The organism is Pseudomonas sp. FFPRI_1, assembly GCF_055384485.1.
Window position 1 is genome coordinate 6,689,613 of the sequence record NZ_AP029168.1, and the last position, 14,923, is coordinate 6,704,535.

General features: G+C 62.0%; 20 protein-coding genes. 8 read left to right on the forward strand and 12 right to left on the reverse strand.

Annotation, left to right across the window (positions count from 1 at the left end; all coding sequences use genetic code 11):
* Positions 1–153: 153 nt before the first annotated feature.
* On the reverse strand, positions 154–510 hold the full coding sequence (locus ACZ5BO_RS29975; protein ID WP_025129139.1) for a BON domain-containing protein: 357 nt from the start codon (positions 508–510) through the stop codon (positions 154–156).
* Positions 511–752: 242 nt separating this feature from the next.
* Positions 753–1,169, reverse strand: a complete 417-nt coding sequence (locus ACZ5BO_RS29980; protein WP_025129140.1) for a pilin — start codon at positions 1,167–1,169, stop codon at positions 753–755.
* 319 nt (positions 1,170–1,488) lie between these two features.
* Between ACZ5BO_RS29980 and ACZ5BO_RS29985 the strand changes: the two genes are divergently transcribed.
* The 4 genes from ACZ5BO_RS29985 to yacG are packed head-to-tail and all read left to right on the forward strand — an operon-like array spanning position 1,489 to position 4,401.
* Positions 1,489–2,706, forward strand: a complete 1,218-nt coding sequence (locus ACZ5BO_RS29985; RefSeq protein ID WP_464697271.1) for a type II secretion system F family protein — start codon at positions 1,489–1,491, stop codon at positions 2,704–2,706.
* A 2-nt stretch (positions 2,707–2,708) separates the two neighbouring features.
* On the forward strand, positions 2,709–3,581 hold the full coding sequence (locus ACZ5BO_RS29990) for a prepilin peptidase (RefSeq protein WP_464697272.1): 873 nt from the start codon (positions 2,709–2,711) through the stop codon (positions 3,579–3,581).
* On the forward strand, positions 3,578–4,201 hold the full coding sequence (coaE, locus tag ACZ5BO_RS29995; protein WP_464697273.1) for a dephospho-CoA kinase: 624 nt from the start codon (positions 3,578–3,580) through the stop codon (positions 4,199–4,201). Before ACZ5BO_RS29990 ends, coaE begins: the two co-directional genes overlap by 4 nt.
* Positions 4,198–4,401, forward strand: a complete 204-nt coding sequence (yacG, locus tag ACZ5BO_RS30000) for a DNA gyrase inhibitor YacG (RefSeq protein WP_025129144.1) — start codon at positions 4,198–4,200, stop codon at positions 4,399–4,401. Before coaE ends, yacG begins: the two co-directional genes overlap by 4 nt.
* A 19-nt stretch (positions 4,402–4,420) precedes the next feature.
* On the opposite strand, the gene ACZ5BO_RS30005 is transcribed toward yacG, so the two are convergent.
* The 3 genes from ACZ5BO_RS30005 to ACZ5BO_RS30015 all read right to left on the reverse strand — a co-directional run bounded on the left by ACZ5BO_RS30005 (position 4,421) and on the right by ACZ5BO_RS30015 (position 5,853).
* The gene (locus ACZ5BO_RS30005; protein WP_011063525.1) at positions 4,421–4,636 is read right to left on the reverse strand and encodes a hypothetical protein; all 216 of its coding nucleotides are present in this window, start codon (positions 4,634–4,636) and stop codon (positions 4,421–4,423) included.
* 63 nt (positions 4,637–4,699) lie between these two features.
* Positions 4,700–5,389 carry an energy-coupling factor ABC transporter permease gene (locus ACZ5BO_RS30010; protein ID WP_025129145.1) on the reverse strand — a complete coding sequence of 230 codons (690 nt, stop codon included), beginning with the start codon at positions 5,387–5,389 and terminating at the stop codon, positions 4,700–4,702.
* Positions 5,386–5,853, reverse strand: a complete 468-nt coding sequence (locus ACZ5BO_RS30015) for an FAD/FMN-containing dehydrogenase (protein ID WP_464697274.1) — start codon at positions 5,851–5,853, stop codon at positions 5,386–5,388. Before ACZ5BO_RS30015 ends, ACZ5BO_RS30010 begins: the two co-directional genes overlap by 4 nt.
* 143 nt (positions 5,854–5,996) lie before the next feature.
* Here ACZ5BO_RS30015 and ACZ5BO_RS30020 point away from each other — a divergent pair, with 143 nt between their 5' ends.
* From ACZ5BO_RS30020 to ACZ5BO_RS30030, 3 genes are all read left to right on the forward strand, one after another.
* On the forward strand, positions 5,997–6,626 hold the full coding sequence (locus ACZ5BO_RS30020) for a DUF1780 domain-containing protein (RefSeq protein WP_025129147.1): 630 nt from the start codon (positions 5,997–5,999) through the stop codon (positions 6,624–6,626).
* 188 nt (positions 6,627–6,814) lie between these two features.
* A complete protein-coding gene (locus ACZ5BO_RS30025; protein ID WP_043274580.1) occupies positions 6,815–6,988 on the forward strand; it encodes a DUF3094 family protein in 174 nt (57 codons plus the stop codon).
* Between the two features lie 60 nt (positions 6,989–7,048).
* Complete coding sequence (locus ACZ5BO_RS30030; protein WP_025129148.1) at positions 7,049–8,347, forward strand: NAD(P)/FAD-dependent oxidoreductase; 1,299 nt, start codon at positions 7,049–7,051, stop codon at positions 8,345–8,347.
* Positions 8,348–8,427: 80 nt separating this feature from the next.
* Here the strand turns inward: ACZ5BO_RS30030 and ACZ5BO_RS30035 are convergent, their stop codons facing one another.
* Positions 8,428–9,330, reverse strand: a complete 903-nt coding sequence (locus tag ACZ5BO_RS30035; RefSeq protein ID WP_464697275.1) for a proline iminopeptidase-family hydrolase — start codon at positions 9,328–9,330, stop codon at positions 8,428–8,430.
* Between the two features lie 92 nt (positions 9,331–9,422).
* Positions 9,423–10,181, reverse strand: coding sequence for a LuxR family transcriptional regulator (locus ACZ5BO_RS30040; protein ID WP_025129150.1), 759 nt, complete (start codon positions 10,179–10,181; stop codon positions 9,423–9,425).
* 332 nt (positions 10,182–10,513) lie between these two features.
* Here ACZ5BO_RS30040 and ACZ5BO_RS30045 point away from each other — a divergent pair, with 332 nt between their 5' ends.
* The gene (locus ACZ5BO_RS30045; protein WP_464697276.1) at positions 10,514–11,725 is read left to right on the forward strand and encodes a M24 family metallopeptidase; all 1,212 of its coding nucleotides are present in this window, start codon (positions 10,514–10,516) and stop codon (positions 11,723–11,725) included.
* A gap of 195 nt (positions 11,726–11,920) precedes the next feature.
* Here ACZ5BO_RS30045 and ACZ5BO_RS30050 read toward each other — a convergent pair whose 3' ends face one another.
* From ACZ5BO_RS30050 to ACZ5BO_RS30070, 5 genes are read right to left on the reverse strand one after another with little or no spacing between them, the layout of a single operon-like run.
* On the reverse strand, positions 11,921–12,499 hold the full coding sequence (locus ACZ5BO_RS30050) for a fimbrial protein (RefSeq protein ID WP_025129152.1): 579 nt from the start codon (positions 12,497–12,499) through the stop codon (positions 11,921–11,923).
* An 8-nt stretch (positions 12,500–12,507) separates the two neighbouring features.
* Positions 12,508–13,026 carry a fimbrial protein gene (locus ACZ5BO_RS30055; RefSeq protein ID WP_464697278.1) on the reverse strand — a complete coding sequence of 173 codons (519 nt, stop codon included), beginning with the start codon at positions 13,024–13,026 and terminating at the stop codon, positions 12,508–12,510.
* A complete protein-coding gene (locus ACZ5BO_RS30060; protein WP_464697279.1) occupies positions 13,023–13,514 on the reverse strand; it encodes a fimbrial protein in 492 nt (163 codons plus the stop codon). The genes ACZ5BO_RS30055 and ACZ5BO_RS30060 overlap by 4 nt, the downstream gene beginning before the upstream one ends.
* A 9-nt stretch (positions 13,515–13,523) precedes the next feature.
* On the reverse strand, positions 13,524–14,120 hold the full coding sequence (locus ACZ5BO_RS30065) for a fimbrial protein (RefSeq protein WP_464697280.1): 597 nt from the start codon (positions 14,118–14,120) through the stop codon (positions 13,524–13,526).
* Between the two features lie 41 nt (positions 14,121–14,161).
* Positions 14,162–14,917, reverse strand: a complete 756-nt coding sequence (locus ACZ5BO_RS30070; protein ID WP_025129156.1) for a fimbria/pilus periplasmic chaperone — start codon at positions 14,915–14,917, stop codon at positions 14,162–14,164.
* Positions 14,918–14,923 lie beyond the last annotated feature (6 nt).

Consider the following 14,923-nt stretch of genomic DNA (forward strand, 5'->3'; position numbering starts at 1 on the left):
CGCGCCCAATAGAACAGGCCCCGGCACAATGTACCGGGGCCTGTAATGATCACGTCCCTGTGATCTTCCGCATGAACCCTTGAAAGAGGCGGCAGACGTATTACCTGGCTCGTCTGCCGCCCCCTCTCCCTGTCCAGGCGAGAAGCTTGCGCCTTATTCGGCTTTCAGGCCGTCAGCGGAAACCGCCTTGACGCCTTTGATTTTCTTGGTGATAGCCACGGCGGTTGCCTTTTGTGCTTCGGTGACCGCCACGGTGGACGACAGCGACACGACGCCCTTGTTGGTTTCGACCTTGATGTCAGTGCCAGGAATGCCTTTCTCGGTTACCAGATCGCTTTTCACTTTGGTGGTGATCCAGGTATCGGAGGTGGCCTCTTTGGCCTTGGTCACTTCACCGGCAGCCACAACCATCGGCGACTGGGTGCTTTGAGTGGTCTGCGCAAAAGCCACGTTGGCCATGGTCAGGGTCAGAGCGGTAGCAGTTGCAGCAGCGATAGCGAACTTCTTCATACGAGTAACTCCTGTTCTTTTAGAAAGCCTGCGCCGTGTCCTGGCAACAGGGTTATCAGGGATGTTGCAGGGGCTATGCCAAGTTTTGATCGATAAAAATATTCATATAAATCAATAAGTTATGAATATTTTAAATTTCCTGAATCATGCAAATTGCATGACCACCCACCAATCTGCATGCAAGTTGCGGGTTTTGCCGTTGCTGTCGAACCGCTCCGTTGCCCTCACCTGCGGGTGCTCCCTCAAGCGCCATCTGCGCCACAGCCCTTGGGCGCGTAGTCCGCCTCCACCGTGGTGCTGCAGGTCCAGCCGGATGTCGCTGAGCGGGTCAGGGTCAGGTTCTTGTTCAGCACCGGGCCCGGTGCATTGAGAATGGTGCAGGCAATGCTGCCTTCGCCGGTGGCGGCGGTCCCCTCGGCACTCATCCGGCAATTGGACGTCAGCGCCGTGCCGCCGGCCAGGACCAGGGTCGGATCGGTCCCCTGGTTCAGCAGGTCCTCGACATTGACCTTGAGGGCCGAGGCCTCGGCCAGCGCGGCGATCACCTTGGCTCGTGCCTGATACTTGGAATACAGCGGCATGGCCACGGTTGCCAGAATGCCGATGATGGCCACCACCACCAGCAGTTCGATCAGGGTAAATCCGCATTGCTTTTTCATGGGCTGCCTCCTGGCATGAACGAAAGTTGCATGAACAGTCAGCTCAAAGCACGCCCTGTGCCAGGGCACAGCCCTTGTAATCCGGGCCCTGGAGAGGCGATAGCCGATGGCCTTGAGCGCAAGGAGTTGCACAAACTGACAAATTTCGTCACCCAGTGCCCCTCTCCGGCAGGTACCCGGCAGCTAGGCTTGAGCAGGTGCCCGGCAGTCAGGCCTGTACCCCGGCAAGGAACGTACGGGGACATTGGCGATCTATCACCCGCTCGATGACCCAGGGGCATCCCGGCCCGCAATCCACAGTTTCTACAAGGATCGAACCATGGCGGTAAAAGCACCTGCAGCCAGTGTCTATCTCTGGCAAGGCACCGACAGCCAGGGCCACACCACTAGCGGTGAGCTGAGCGCCACGAACCCGGCCCTGATCAGGGCGCAATTGCGGCGACAAGGCATCACCCCTGCCTGGGTCCGTCGCAAGCCCAGGGGCTGGCCCCGCCTGGGCCAACGGATCAAGGCTCGGGATATCGCGCTGCTCACCCGGCAGCTGGCAACCCTGATGCAGGCGGGCGTGCCGCTGCTGCAATCCTTCGACATCATCGCCGAGAGCTTCGAACAGCCCCTGATGCGGCAGTTGCTGAGCAGCCTCAAGCGCGACATCGAAGCAGGGTCCAGCCTGGCCACTGCGCTGCGCAGGCATCCGCGCCATTTCGACGAGCTGTATTGCAACCTGGTGGATGCCGGCGAACAGGCCGGGGCCCTGGACACCCTGTTGGAGCGAGTTGCGAGCTACAAGGAAAAGAGCGAGAACCTCAAGGCTCGCCTGAAGAAAGCCATGGTCTATCCCCTGGCGGTGATCGGTGTGGCCATCGTGGTCAGCAGCATCCTGTTGCTCAAGGTGGTTCCCCAGTTCCAGAGCCTGTTCGCCGGGTTCAATGCCGAGTTGCCATGGCTGACCCAGCGGGTCATTGCCCTCTCGCAGAGCCTCCAGCGCCAGGGTGGCCTGCTACTGCTGGGCAGCCTGCTGGCCGGGTTCGGGGCGCGCCTGGCCTATCGGCGCTCTGCGCGCCTGCGCGACATCCTGGATGCGCGCCTGCTGCAATTACCCCTGGCCGGCCCGCTGCTGCACAAGTCCGCGGTGGCCCGCTACGCCCGCACCCTGGCCACCACCTTCGCTGCCGGCGTGCCCCTGGTGCAAGCCCTGGAGTCGGTGGCCGGGGCCAGTGGCAACAAGGTCTACAAGCAAGCGGTGGAGCGCATTCGCCAACAGGTCGCGAGCGGCATGCAATTGAACTTTGCCATGCGCACCAGCGGCGTCTTCCCTACTATGGCGATCCAGATGACCGCCATCGGAGAGGAATCCGGGACCCTGGATCATCTGCTGGAAAAGGTCGCGGTGCATTATGAGGCCGAGGTGGACAACCTGGTGGACAGCCTGACCAGCCTCATGGAGCCTTTGATCATGGTCATCCTGGGCGGTATCGTCGGCGCCCTGGTGGTTGCCATGTACCTGCCCATCTTTCAACTTGGTACAGCGATCTGAACATGTCCCTGACTGAAGTCCTGACCCTTTACCCCATGGCATTCGTGGCGTCGGCCCTGGTGCTGGGGCTGATCGTCGGCAGTTTTCTCAATGTGCTGGTCTGGCGCCTGCCGAAGATGCTCGAGCGTGATTGGCGCGCCCAGGCCCTCGAAGTACTGGGCCTGGCGCCTGAACCGCCGAGCGCGCCCTACAACCTGATGCAGCCCCACTCCCAGTGCCCCCACTGCGCGCAGCCGATTCGCCCCTGGGAGAACATTCCACTGCTCAGTTACCTGTGGTTGCGTGGCCGTTGCGCGCACTGCAAGGCCGGCATCAGCCCGCGCTATCCGCTGACCGAACTGGCCTGCGGCCTGATCTCGGCATTAGTGGCCTGGCATTTCGGCTTCGGCTGGCCCGCAGGCCTGTTGCTGGTGCTGAGTTGGGGGCTGCTGGCCATGAGCCTGATCGACGCCGATCACCAACTGTTGCCGGACGTGCTGGTCTTGCCGCTGCTCTGGCTGGGGTTGATCGTCAACAGTTTCGGTTTGTTGGCCAGCCTTGGCGACGCCTTGTGGGGAGCAGTGCTCGGCTACCTGTTCCTGTGGTCGGTGTTCTGGCTGTTCAAGCTGCTGACCGGCAAGGACGGCATGGGCCACGGCGACTTCAAGCTGCTGGCGTTGCTCGGCGCCTGGGGCGGCTGGCAGATTCTGCCGCTGACCTTGCTCCTGTCGTCCCTGGTGGGCGCCATCCTCGGCACCGTCATGCTGCGCCTGCGCCAGGAAAAGACCTCGACCCCGATCCCCTTTGGGCCCTTTCTGGCTATTGCCGGCTGGATTGCCATGCTCTGGGGTGGTCAAATAACCGACTTCTATTTGCAGTTTGTCGGTTTCCAATGACTCGCTCCGTTGTTACACCCTGGACCCTCGGCCTCACTGGCGGCATTGGCAGCGGCAAAAGCGCTGCCGCCCAGCACTTCATCGACCTTGGGGTGCATGTGATCGATGCCGATCACGCTGCCCGCTGGGTGGTGGAACCTGGCCGCCCGGCCCTGGAGCAGATTGCCCGGCACTTCGGTGACGGCGTGCTGCAAGCCAATGGTCAGCTGGACCGTGCGGCCTTGCGCAAGCTGATCTTCGAAGTCCCCGAGCAGCGCCGCTGGCTGGAGGCCCTGCTGCATCCGTTGATTGCCGAAGAAATTGTCAACCACCTGGCCCGCGCCGAGTCGCCCTACGCGATCCTGGTGTCGCCCCTGCTGATCGAATCCGGCCAGTCGCGCATGACCCAGCGGATCCTGGTGATCGATGTGCCGCAACAATTGCAGATCGAGCGTACCCTGCAACGCGACCAGATCAGCGAACAGCAGGTCCAGGCCATTCTCCAGGCCCAGGCCAGCCGAGAAGAGCGCCTGCGCCATGCCGACGATGTGCTGGTCAACGACCGCGACCACGCCTGGTTGCGCAGCGAGGTCGAACGCCTGCATCACTTTTACCTAACTTTGCGTGGAGGCCAGTCATGAGCCAACCCTTGACCGTCGAATGCCCAACCTGTGGCGCCCCTGTGGAATGGAATGCAGCCAACCTCAACCGGCCGTTCTGCTCAGACCGCTGCAAGCTGATCGACCTGGGGGCCTGGGCCGCCGAGGAACACAAGATTCCGGTAAGCCCGGATGCCGAGGATGACCTGTTCTCGGAAGAACTGCCGCCCCGCGCCCACTAAGGGCGTCACCCGGCGCCGGTCAGGGCCGCATGAAGCTGTAGTCCTGATCGTCGTCGAGGTTCTCCGCAAGAAACTGCAACTCGTCCGCCAAGTCCTCGATGCTGCGTACACTCTTGCTCTGCTGCACCACCGCGCTGAGCAGGGCACGCAGGCTCAACCCCGGCTCAAACCCTTCCTGCTGGGCGTTATGCAGGCTGTCGCGCACTTCCTGTCGAGCCCACTGGTAGACACTCATGACCGCACTCCCAAGATTTTTGCCGAGCATGCAGCGCGCTCGAAAGCTCGGGATTGATATGGATCAAGGACGCCGATCCTCGTCTTTCCAGGGTGCCGAGAGGTAGCGGGTGCGATTGAAGGTTTCCAGCCATTCCGGGCAGAACACCACCAGCGCGCTGATCACCATGCCGTTGATGAACGCCTCGGGGAAAATGATCATCCACAGGTAGCCGACAAAATCCTCCAGCCATTCGGGCATGGCAAAGCGCTCGTCGATCCACAGCAACCCCAGGCCGCAAAGCAGGCACAGCAGTGCCGACAGTGCCGCGGCAAAGAACCCGGAACAGAAGATGTACACGAAGGGGTTGCGCGGCTGTGCCCGCTCCACCAGCCAGGCACAGCCCTCGGTCACCGCCACCGGCAACAGGATCAGCAACACGCCATTGACCCCCAACGCCGCCAGATCCTGGCGTCCCAGCGCCAGCAGCCCCAGTTGTGCCGTCAGCCCGCCAACGATTGCCAGCGGCCAGTCCAGCAGCAGGGTCACTGCGGTCATGCCAATGAAGTGATAAGACACCCCGGTATCGAAGTCCCGCCGCACCAGCCATAGCAGAAACAGGGCGAACACGGTCCCGAACAGCAAGTGTTGCCGGCGACTGTCGGTGAACAGCTCGACCCAGGGCGCCCGCAGCACCGCCCAGATCAGCACCGGCACATAGAGCAACCAGCCGATGCTCAGGCTTTGCGGCGACAGCAACGCCGAGCTGATCATGGCTGAAGCCGCTCCAGCGCCTCGGCCAGTTGCCCGGCGGTGGAATACTCCTGCCGAGAGACCAGGCGGCCTTCCTGCAGTTGCAACCACAGGACCTTGTCATCGGCTGCGGGGTAACGCGGGGCCACACGGCCGTCGCGATCGAGCATCACCCGGTAGGGATAGTCGCGCATGGCCGGTACCGCGAAGAGCTTGGCAATCAGTGTCGGCATGCGCTGGATATCCGCGACAAAGACTCCGTGGCGCCCCTGCAGATAGCCTTCGGGCTGGTCCTTGAGTGCGGCATTCACCACCTTGGCCGCGTCCATGCTGCGTGCCACCAACAGCACCTGGATCTGGGAGTCGAGGCTGTAGGCCTGGTCGAACTGATCCAGCAAGGTCCAGGGCGCCAGACGCTCGCCAACCTCGAGGGCCTGGACCCACAACGGCAACAGGCCCAGCAACAGAATTGACCAGCGCTTCACGGCACACTCCTTATTGATCGATTGGACGGCGAACAGTCTACACCGCCCGTTGGCAGGCTCCAGCAAGGGGGACCAGGAGTCCCTGGAAGGTTTTTCCTGGCCCGTGGTATTTAAGGTCATATTTGAGCGCTAAGATGGATCGTATGGATGACTCAGATTTTTTGCGCCTGCTTACCATCCAGGCCGAACAAGCCAACGCGTTTCTGTCCAATGCCCGCAAATGGGAGCGTGAGCGTTGGGTCTGCCAGCGCCTGCTGCAAGGGCTGAACATCCCCTACCGCAATGACGAGTTCACCGCCGCCGGCCAGGAGCCGCCGGATGTGTTGTTCCGCGACGCCAGCTTCGAAGTGTTTTTTGTTCTCGATGAAGGCCGACGCCTCAACGATGAATGGCGCGACGAACTGCAACGCAGGCGCAGTGCGTTCTCCCTGAGCCAGTTGGTGCGGCGCGAGGCCAAGCCCAAGCGCATCCCGGCCAACGAACTGCTCCTGCGCCTGGCGCCGACCCTGCGCAAGAAGGCCCATAACTACAAGGAGCGGGGCATGAACCTAGGCGAGCTGGACATCATCGCCTTTGCCGCCCTCAAACGCGAAGTGCTGGACCTCAACAGCCACTTCCCGCCCCCTACCGAGTACCTGCGCCAGGGCTGGCGCTCGCTGTCCCTGGTGGGACCGACCTTCGCCCGCGTGCTGTTCGCCCATCCGGATGCGCCGGAGTTCCTGCGCAGCAACCTGGGGCGCAGCATCCTCTTCGACGTGGGCATCAGCCTGTAGACACGCACCATTCCCCTTTCGTGGGCATGGCGCAATCGGTCCGGCAATGGTAAAAAAGCGCTTGCCTGCCAACATCCGGAGCTCATCAGCGAGCGCCACGCGGCAGCGGCTATGCTGCGTTGCAAGTGCAGACAATACTGCGCTGTAACATTCCTTCGAGTTGCAACGTCTACCTGACGAGGCCTTTTATGAGCAGCCGCCTGAACCCCGACGACCAACGCCATGTCGAAGAATACCTGCAACTGCCCCAGCACCGAGTCGAGCGCCGGCCCTTCCGGCCGTGGATGCTCCTTGTGGTGGTGGTCGTGGTGACGGTCGCCTTGGGCCTGTTGAGCCGTTTTATCAGTTACCTGACGCTATGAGCTGCTTCGCGCTCGCTCGGTTGACTGCCCCGATTTCTTTTAGCCTTGCGAGATATCCCCATGACTCATCGTATTGTCATCGTTGGCGGCGGCGCCGGCGGCCTGGAGTTGGCGACCCGCCTGGGTAAGACCCTGGGCAAGCGCGGCACCGCCAGTGTGATGCTGGTGGACGCCAACCTGACCCACATCTGGAAACCGCTGCTGCATGAAGTGGCTGCCGGCTCACTGAACTCCTCCGAAGACGAACTCAACTACGTCGCCCAGGCAAAATGGAACCACTTCGAGTTCCAACTGGGCCGGATGAGCGGGCTCGATCGTCAACAGAAGAAGATCCAGCTGGCTGCCACCTACGACGAAGAAGGCGTGGAACTGTTGCCGGCTCGCGAGCTGGGCTACGACACCCTGGTGATCGCCGTGGGCAGCACCACCAACGACTTCGGCACCCAGGGCGCGGCCCAGCACTGCCTGTTCCTCGACACCCGCAAGCAGGCCGAGCGTTTCCATCAGCAACTGCTCAACCACTACCTGCGCGCTCACGCCGGGCAGAGCGATGCGGTGGAGCAGATCAGCGTGGCCATCGTCGGCGCCGGTGCCACCGGTGTGGAACTGGCAGCGGAGCTGCACAACGCAGCCCACGAACTGGCCGCCTACGGCCTGGACCGGATCCTCCCGGAGAACATGCACATCACCCTCATCGAAGCCGGGCCCCGGGTGTTGCCAGCACTGCCCGAGCGCATCAGCGGGCCAGTGCACAAGACCCTGGAAAAGCTTGGGGTCAAGGTCCTGACCAACGCCTCGGTCAGCGAAGTGACCGCTGACAGCCTGATTACCGCCGATGGCCAGACCATCCCCGCCAGCCTCAAGGTGTGGGCCGCGGGTATCCGCGCGCCGGGCTTTCTCAAGGATATCGACGGCCTGGAAACCAACCGCATCAACCAGCTCCAGGTATTGCCGACCCTGCAGACTACCCGCGATGAAAGCATCTTCGCCTTCGGCGACTGCGCCGCGTGCCCGCAACCGGGCAGCGATCGCAACGTGCCGCCACGGGCCCAGGCCGCGCATCAGCAAGCCTCGCTGCTGGCCAAGTCACTGAAGCTGCGTATCGAAGGCAAGGACCTGCCGACCTACAAGTACACCGACTACGGGTCCTTGATCTCGCTGTCGCGCTTCTCGGCGGTGGGCAACCTGATGGGCAACCTCACCGGCAGCGTGATGCTCGAAGGCTGGCTGGCGCGGATGTTCTACATCTCCCTGTACCGCATGCACCAGATGGCGCTGTATGGGGTGTTCCGCACGGCCATGCTGATGCTCGGCAGCCGGATCGGGCGAGGCACCGACCCACGCCTGAAGCTGCACTAAGCACCTGAAACCAGTACGCCCCGGCAACCAGGGTCACGCGGGGCGTATTGGCCGTCGAGCGAAATCGCCGAGAGATGCACCTACAGGCAATCGTCCAGGAAGCCCACCACGGTGCCCATGCAGGCAACCCGTTCCTCGACATGAGGCATGTGGCTTGAATGTTCGAACAGCGCCCAGCGGATATCCGGTATTTTTTCCAGATAGGGCCTGAGCACTGTTGGGGTCGCCTCATCGTAGCGTCCGGAGATCAGCAGAGTCGGCACCTTGATGCGTTGCAGGCGCTCGACAATGCTCCAGTCCTCCAGGTTGGCCAACAGCGGGAAACTCTCGGCCCGATGGGCCACATCGCCCCTCTCACCGGCGCCCTGTCCTCTGGCGAACATGCGCGCCACCTCCTCAGGCCATGGCCGAAGCCTGCAGACGTGCCGCTCGAAATAGACCTGCACCGCCTGCACATACTCCGCACTGCGCAGCGTTCCCGCCTGTTCATGGCGAACCAGCGTCTGCTGGACCTCTTCCGGTAAGGCCTCACGCAATCCTTGGGTCTGCTCGGTCCAGGTGCGCCAATCGGCAGGTGCATTGGCAATGATCAGGGCACGCAGGCCAGCGGGAGCCAATACTGCATGCTCACTGGCCAACGCGCCTCCCCAGGAATGCCCGAGCAGTGCGTAATCGTCACTGATGCGCAAGTGATCCAGGAGATTGTCCAACTCCTCGAGAAACAGCCCGACCGTCCAGAAATCCGCGGACCTATCCAGCGGATGAGTGGAATAACCGCTACCCAGGTGATCGAACTGAATGATTGCCCGCCCACTGGCGGCCACATCCTTGAAGGCATCCACCGTGTCATACGTGCAGCCCGGACCACCGTGGAGAATCACCAGAGGCGTGAGGCCGTTTTGCAGGTCTCCCGTGACCCGGTACCAGGTCCTGTAGGCGCCGAAGGAGGCATAGCCGTCCTTTGGTGGTTTGCTTGGATTCATTGCACATCGCTCCCTGATTGCGATCACCCTGTGTCGTTCGATCTTTTGTCCTGTGCCCAGCATTCCCTTGGGGAGCGCCGGCGGTGCTTGCCTCAGTTGTCCAGCAAGCGATAGTGGACCGCCCGAACCACGGCCTGGACCCGGTTCTTTGCGCCCAGCTTGTGCATCGCGGATGTCAGATGCAGATTGATCGTGGCCACCGAACGCTGCAGACGTTCGGCAATGTGTGCTGAGGTCATGCCCTCGGCAGCCCATTTCAGGCATTCGCGCTCACGCCGGGTCAGATGAACCGGATAGCCGCGAAGGCTTTTACTGAGCTGTGGATAGAGGTGTTCCTGCAGCGCATGCGAAAGAAGTGTGAAGTGGCTCAGAGCCTGTTGCAGGTCACCCAGGGCGACCCGGGTACTGCCTGAACGCAAGCCGGTCAGGCTGGCAAAACCACCCCGAGGCAGGTGGATCGGCACCGTCATCCCGTGAGCCATCTGGTGATGCTGCAGGTAACTCGATACAGGATCGTGTTGCTGCCCCATGACCTGACGCAAGACCGTGGGCGCTTTGGGTTTATAGGACCAGATAAAGGGTGAAGTGCTGTCCAGCGCGACCTGCTGAACCGGGTCGATATGGTAATAGCCCTCATCGCACCAGAGCTCCAGCCAGTCCCTGGGGGTATTGCAGACCATGGCGCTGGGAATGATCAGCTCGCCCTCATGATCGAAGGGCACCGGGCTGTAGTCGTAGACCAAGGCATCGAACCCCAACTCCGAGGCCAGTGCCATGGTCCCCGTCATCCGTTCGTGCACGGTGTTTCCGAGAATCAGCTGGGCGTTTACGTCCGCGAGCCTGCTCTGCATCCTTTGCGTTTCCTTACTGTCCGATCCTTAACAGTTGGCGCCTAGAATGCCACGCTCACCGGCAACGGGCCAGGCAAAACCTATAAGAACTACTAGGTTTGGCGACACCCCCATCTCGACGCTGGCCGCGGGACACCTCTTGGCACAGCATCGCCCCTTCCCCGCTTGCCCCGTCCCTGCCCCTGTCCAATCGCTCGGCACAAACAGCGCTGCTGGCCATCCGAAGGTCGGTAGCACATATGCCTGCCTGTCCCTGATCTGCTCGAATGCAGTGTCATGCCCCGCCCATGTGCGGCGCCGTGCATCGCTCATTGCAGACAAGGACACATGCCATGCAGATGCCCCAGACCCTACAGATCCGCAACGGTGAAAAAGCCCCTCTTTCCTTCTCCCCCGAGGAATACGCACGACGCCTGAAGGCTCTGCGCGACTACATGGCCGAACAGGAGATCGATGCTGCGTTGTTCACCTCGTACCACAACATCAACTACTACGCCGGCTTCCTGTATTGCTCCTTCGGTCGTCAGTACGCCTTGGTGGTGACCCAGGACCGAACGGTGCTGATCAGCGCCAATATCGATGGCGGCCAACCCGGGCGGCGGGCAGTCTGCGATGCCCAGGTGGTCTACACCGATTGGCAACGGGGCAACTTCCTGGTTGCGGTCAAGCAGGCCCTGCCCCAGGTCACACGACTGGGGCTGGAGTTCGATCACCTGACCCTGCCCAGCCACCAGGCCTTCGCCGAACTCTTTCCCCAGGCCCATCTACTGGACATCGCCGCCCCTTGCATGACCATGCGCATGCTCAAGTCCACTGAAGAGCAGGTGCTGATCCGCCACGGTGCGCGCATCGCCGACATCGGAGGCAGCGCCGCCATCGACGCCCTGCAGGACCAGGTACCGGAATACGAAGTCGCGCTGCATGCCACCCAGGCCATGGTGCGAGAGATTGCCCGGACTTTCCCCGCAGCCGAACTGATGGACACCTGGACCTGGTTTCAATCGGCAATCAATACCGATGGCGCCCACAACCCAGTGACCTCGAGACGGGTCAGCCCGGGCGAGATCCTCAGCCTCAACTGCTTTCCGATGATCGCCGGCTACTACACCGCCCTGGAGCGCACGCTGTTTCTCGGCCATTGTCCGGACGACTACCTGCGGTTCTGGGAAATCAACGTCAAGGTGCATGAGGCCGGGCTGCGGTTGGTGCGCCCTGGGATGCGCTGCTGCGACATCGCCCGGCAGTTGAACCAGATCTATCTCGAGCATGACCTGCTGCAATACCGCACCTTCGGCTACGGCCACTCGTTCGGCATCCTCAACCACTACTACGGTCGGGAAACCGGCCTGGAGTTTCGCGAGGACGTGGAGACGGTACTGGAGCCCGGCATGGTGGTGTCCATCGAGCCCATGATCAGGTTGCCCGAAGGCCAGCCCGGGGCCGGCGGCTATCGAGAGCACGATATTCTCATCGTGCATCCCGCAGGCGCGGAAAACATCACTCGGCTGCCCTATGGCCCGCAGCACAATATTATCCGCCGCTGATCGGCGCCCCTGGCTCCGGGTCGCGACCAACGCTGTTGCAAGGCCGGTAGGCCACTCACTGCCGGCCTCTCTGACAACGGTCATCGACACCACCGCACAACGATCCTGCGTCTGGCGAGTGGCCCTGCCCCTTGCATCTCCTGGGGTATTCAGCCACCGAGTGCAACACAGAGAAACGGGCTCAGCCGGACCGCTTCACTCATACGTCAGCTTGAACGTCATCGCAGCCATGAAACTGCCCACGCCTATCGTGCGCTCCTTCAAGGCTTCGGGTTCCCCCTGAAGGTAGGCCAGGAAGGAGATCTCGTTGCTGCCGTCCTTCATCAGTACACCGGCAGGGTGAGTCTGGTACAGCGGCAACGGCGTTCCGTCCGCTCGCTCCAGGCCAATGGCCACGCCTGTGGCCAGCTCGGCAGTGCCGTCCATGGAGACTGTACTGCTGAGTTTCAGCAATCCTGGCAGCCCCGAACTTTCTGTGCCGTCGAAATAGAGACTGACCTGGTTCTTGCCCAGTGTCGTGTCGCAGCCCTCCAGATGCAGCACCACCGGCTGCCCCTGGGTGCGGGTCCGCCGATACAGGTCGCGAGTGGCCACACTGGGAAACTCCAGCCTGACCAAGGCATCGGCAGCCCTGAGGGTGCAGGGCTCGGCCACCAGCCTGCCAGCAAAGAACATGTTTTTCGGTTCTGCTTTCGCAGGCACCGCCAAGACCAGGACAACGGCCCCCACGACCAGCCAAGCCATGGCACGCAGGTATGGATTCAGGCTGTACATGGCCGCTCCTAATAGACTTCGGCGATCAGCAGCGCGCTGGCGCTGAAGGCGTCATCGATCAGCTCGGCGCCGCTCTTTTTCACTGGCACAGCCGCCAGTTCCAGAGGTTGACCAATGCTGTCGATATCGATTTTCTGCGCCACGTTCAAGGGGAAGATCCTGTCCCCCAGCATTATCTTGATGCCCAGCCCGGGTATCGAAGTCTCGATCGCGTTTTCATCGAATTCGACTTTAGCGACGATGGTCAACTGCATCTTCCAGACCACTCCAGACGCACGCTCCTCGCACTGGATCTGAAAGGGCACCGGTTCCCGATAGTTGCTGCCATCGATCTTGCTGATGGCGATATTGCCCTTGAACTGGACATCGATACGTTTGTCGTCGCTGATGGTGCAGGGCGGAGCCTCGACCAGATTGCCCTTGAACAACAGGTTCTCCTGCGCCGCCGCCTGCTGCGGCAGGATCGCCAGCAACAGCCACAGCGTCCATCCGCCAAGCTGCTGCCCGATCAGTCGATAGCCGTTCATTGATACTCCATCACCAAGGTTGCCCCCAGGCTGAAAGGCTTCGCCAGGACCTGGCTGCCGGCGCGCTTCACCAGCACGGCGGTCAGCTCCGGCGGTGCATTGGCCGGGAAGTCGAACCAAGTGTTGATGGGGAAATTGTTGCTGCCGCGCCTGACGGCCACTCCCAGGTTTTCATTGCCGGGGACGCCCAGGACCGTACTGTCGAAAACCGCCCCGCCACCGACTTTCCGTACCTGCATGCGCAGGCCATAACCCGCGGCTTTTTTGCAATCCGGCTTGTAGTCGATCGCTATCGGGTTGTTCTTGCCATCGACATCACGGGTCTTCATGGTGCCGAAATCCACACCGACCGGGCTGCCATTGTTTATGGTGCAAGGAATCGCCGCGCGGATAGCGCCCTTGACCGTCAGCGTAACGTCGGCCATGGCCGCAGTGCTCCCCTGCAGCGCCAAGAGGGCTGCTGCCAGCCATCGGCGATCAGTGATCATGCGCGCTCCTCAGTCATAGCTCAGATGGAAATTCAGGCTGGCGTGAAAATGCCCGGGGACCAGAGGCTCGGCCGTGCGCTCGGGAATCACGTAGTAGGTCAGCAGGTCGCTGCCAGGTGAGACAAACCAGCTATGCCGCGGACCTGCGAGGCGGATGTGCCGCTTGCGCTGATCGGTAACTCGCAGGCCAAAGCCCCCCGCCCCCGATACCTTGACCAGCTGCGGATTGGCCGAGTCGGCCACGGCCGTCAGCCTCAATCCCATCACCGGCTCGATGGTGCTCCAGACCAGGGTGCCACCCGGCCCCTCGCGGCTGCCGCCCTGGGTTCTGAGGCAGCCACGCAGCCTCAGGTGCACTGCCACCGGCGTGCCCTGGTCACCGAGCCTTTGCAGGCTGGCGGTACCCAGTGCTCCCAGCCAGACCTCCTGATACGCCGAGCTCATGTCCAGGTGACACGCGCTTTCCATCAACGCACCACTGACCTGCAGCAACGCCTGGCGATCATCGACCGAACCCTCATCGGCACGGCCCGACGCTGTCGTTCCGGCCAGCAGCAGGAACAACAAGGCTGCAGTTGTGCCCGGCCCCATCCTTGCTGAATCCATCAGGGAGCCTGCCTCTTGTCGGTTAGTCGGGGTCATGGTGGCTAGTCTGAATTCTTCACCGGATGAGCCGTGCAATGCCCTGCACGACACTCAAACTCCAGCAGCGGCCGACCGCCGTAGTCGTTGACGTAGGTCAGCACCGGCTTGGCCCCCAGGCTCTTGGCGCTCACCCCCAGCATCATCTGGCCCTTGGGTTCGATCATCAGCGGCTGAAAGCCTTCGGCGGTCTTGCCGTTACGGCGGCTGCTGGCGTCGATCAGGGTGACGAAATAGGGCGTCGGGTTGCTCACTTGATAGCGGTCGCCCTGCAGTGTCAGGGTGATCTGCTCCTGCCAGGGCGCCGTGCCGGAACCGATGCCACGGGCAATGGGCGCCGGGCGATAGAACAGCTTGATCCGGGTTTGCAGGGCAATTTGCAGCGTGTTGGATTTATCGCTGCGCGGCGGGACCTCCCGCAGGTTGAAATAGAACAGCGACTCGCGGTCCTGGGGCAACTGGTTCAATTGCGGCAGCCCCTGGATCTTGACCTGGCTGTTGGCGCCCGCCTCCAAGCGCTGAATGGGCGGCAACACCACCAGCGGGCTGGTGATCTTTTCTTCCTGTGCATTCTCGATCCAGGCTTGCGCCAGGTACGGCAATTGATTGTTCTGATTGCTGATGCTGAGACTGACGGATTTCTCCTCCCCGGAAAAAACCACCCGGGTCCGGTCCAGGGACACGGCGGCCTGAACCGAGGGCATAGCCCACAGCATCAGCCAGGCCAGCAGTAACGGCTTGTTCGAATAAATCCTGTTCATGGTAGG

Excerpts from the sequence above, each read along its gene's own strand:
- ACZ5BO_RS30050 (WP_025129152.1), bottom strand. The coding sequence starts at position 12,499 with ATGTACAGCCTGAATCCATACCTGCGTGCCATGGCTTGGCTGGTCGTG.
- ACZ5BO_RS30035 (WP_464697275.1), bottom strand. The coding sequence starts at position 9,330 with ATGAATCCAAGCAAACCACCAAAGGACGGCTATGCCTCCTTCGGCGCC.
- ACZ5BO_RS30025 (WP_043274580.1), top strand. The coding sequence starts at position 6,815 with ATGAGCAGCCGCCTGAACCCCGACGACCAACGCCATGTCGAAGAATAC.
- ACZ5BO_RS30045 (WP_464697276.1), top strand. The coding sequence starts at position 10,514 with ATGCAGATGCCCCAGACCCTACAGATCCGCAACGGTGAAAAAGCCCCT.
- ACZ5BO_RS29980 (WP_025129140.1), bottom strand. The coding sequence starts at position 1,169 with ATGAAAAAGCAATGCGGATTTACCCTGATCGAACTGCTGGTGGTGGTG.
- ACZ5BO_RS30005 (WP_011063525.1), bottom strand. The coding sequence starts at position 4,636 with ATGAGTGTCTACCAGTGGGCTCGACAGGAAGTGCGCGACAGCCTGCAT.
- yacG (WP_025129144.1), top strand. The coding sequence starts at position 4,198 with ATGAGCCAACCCTTGACCGTCGAATGCCCAACCTGTGGCGCCCCTGTG.
- ACZ5BO_RS30070 (WP_025129156.1), bottom strand. The coding sequence starts at position 14,917 with ATGAACAGGATTTATTCGAACAAGCCGTTACTGCTGGCCTGGCTGATG.
- coaE (WP_464697273.1), top strand. The coding sequence starts at position 3,578 with ATGACTCGCTCCGTTGTTACACCCTGGACCCTCGGCCTCACTGGCGGC.
- ACZ5BO_RS30030 (WP_025129148.1), top strand. The coding sequence starts at position 7,049 with ATGACTCATCGTATTGTCATCGTTGGCGGCGGCGCCGGCGGCCTGGAG.
- ACZ5BO_RS30010 (WP_025129145.1), bottom strand. The coding sequence starts at position 5,389 with ATGATCAGCTCGGCGTTGCTGTCGCCGCAAAGCCTGAGCATCGGCTGG.
- ACZ5BO_RS30020 (WP_025129147.1), top strand. The coding sequence starts at position 5,997 with ATGGATGACTCAGATTTTTTGCGCCTGCTTACCATCCAGGCCGAACAA.
- ACZ5BO_RS30060 (WP_464697279.1), bottom strand. The coding sequence starts at position 13,514 with ATGATCACTGATCGCCGATGGCTGGCAGCAGCCCTCTTGGCGCTGCAG.
- ACZ5BO_RS30065 (WP_464697280.1), bottom strand. The coding sequence starts at position 14,120 with ATGGATTCAGCAAGGATGGGGCCGGGCACAACTGCAGCCTTGTTGTTC.
- ACZ5BO_RS29975 (WP_025129139.1), bottom strand. The coding sequence starts at position 510 with ATGAAGAAGTTCGCTATCGCTGCTGCAACTGCTACCGCTCTGACCCTG.
- ACZ5BO_RS30055 (WP_464697278.1), bottom strand. The coding sequence starts at position 13,026 with ATGAACGGCTATCGACTGATCGGGCAGCAGCTTGGCGGATGGACGCTG.
- ACZ5BO_RS29990 (WP_464697272.1), top strand. The coding sequence starts at position 2,709 with ATGTCCCTGACTGAAGTCCTGACCCTTTACCCCATGGCATTCGTGGCG.
- ACZ5BO_RS29985 (WP_464697271.1), top strand. The coding sequence starts at position 1,489 with ATGGCGGTAAAAGCACCTGCAGCCAGTGTCTATCTCTGGCAAGGCACC.
- ACZ5BO_RS30040 (WP_025129150.1), bottom strand. The coding sequence starts at position 10,181 with ATGCAGAGCAGGCTCGCGGACGTAAACGCCCAGCTGATTCTCGGAAAC.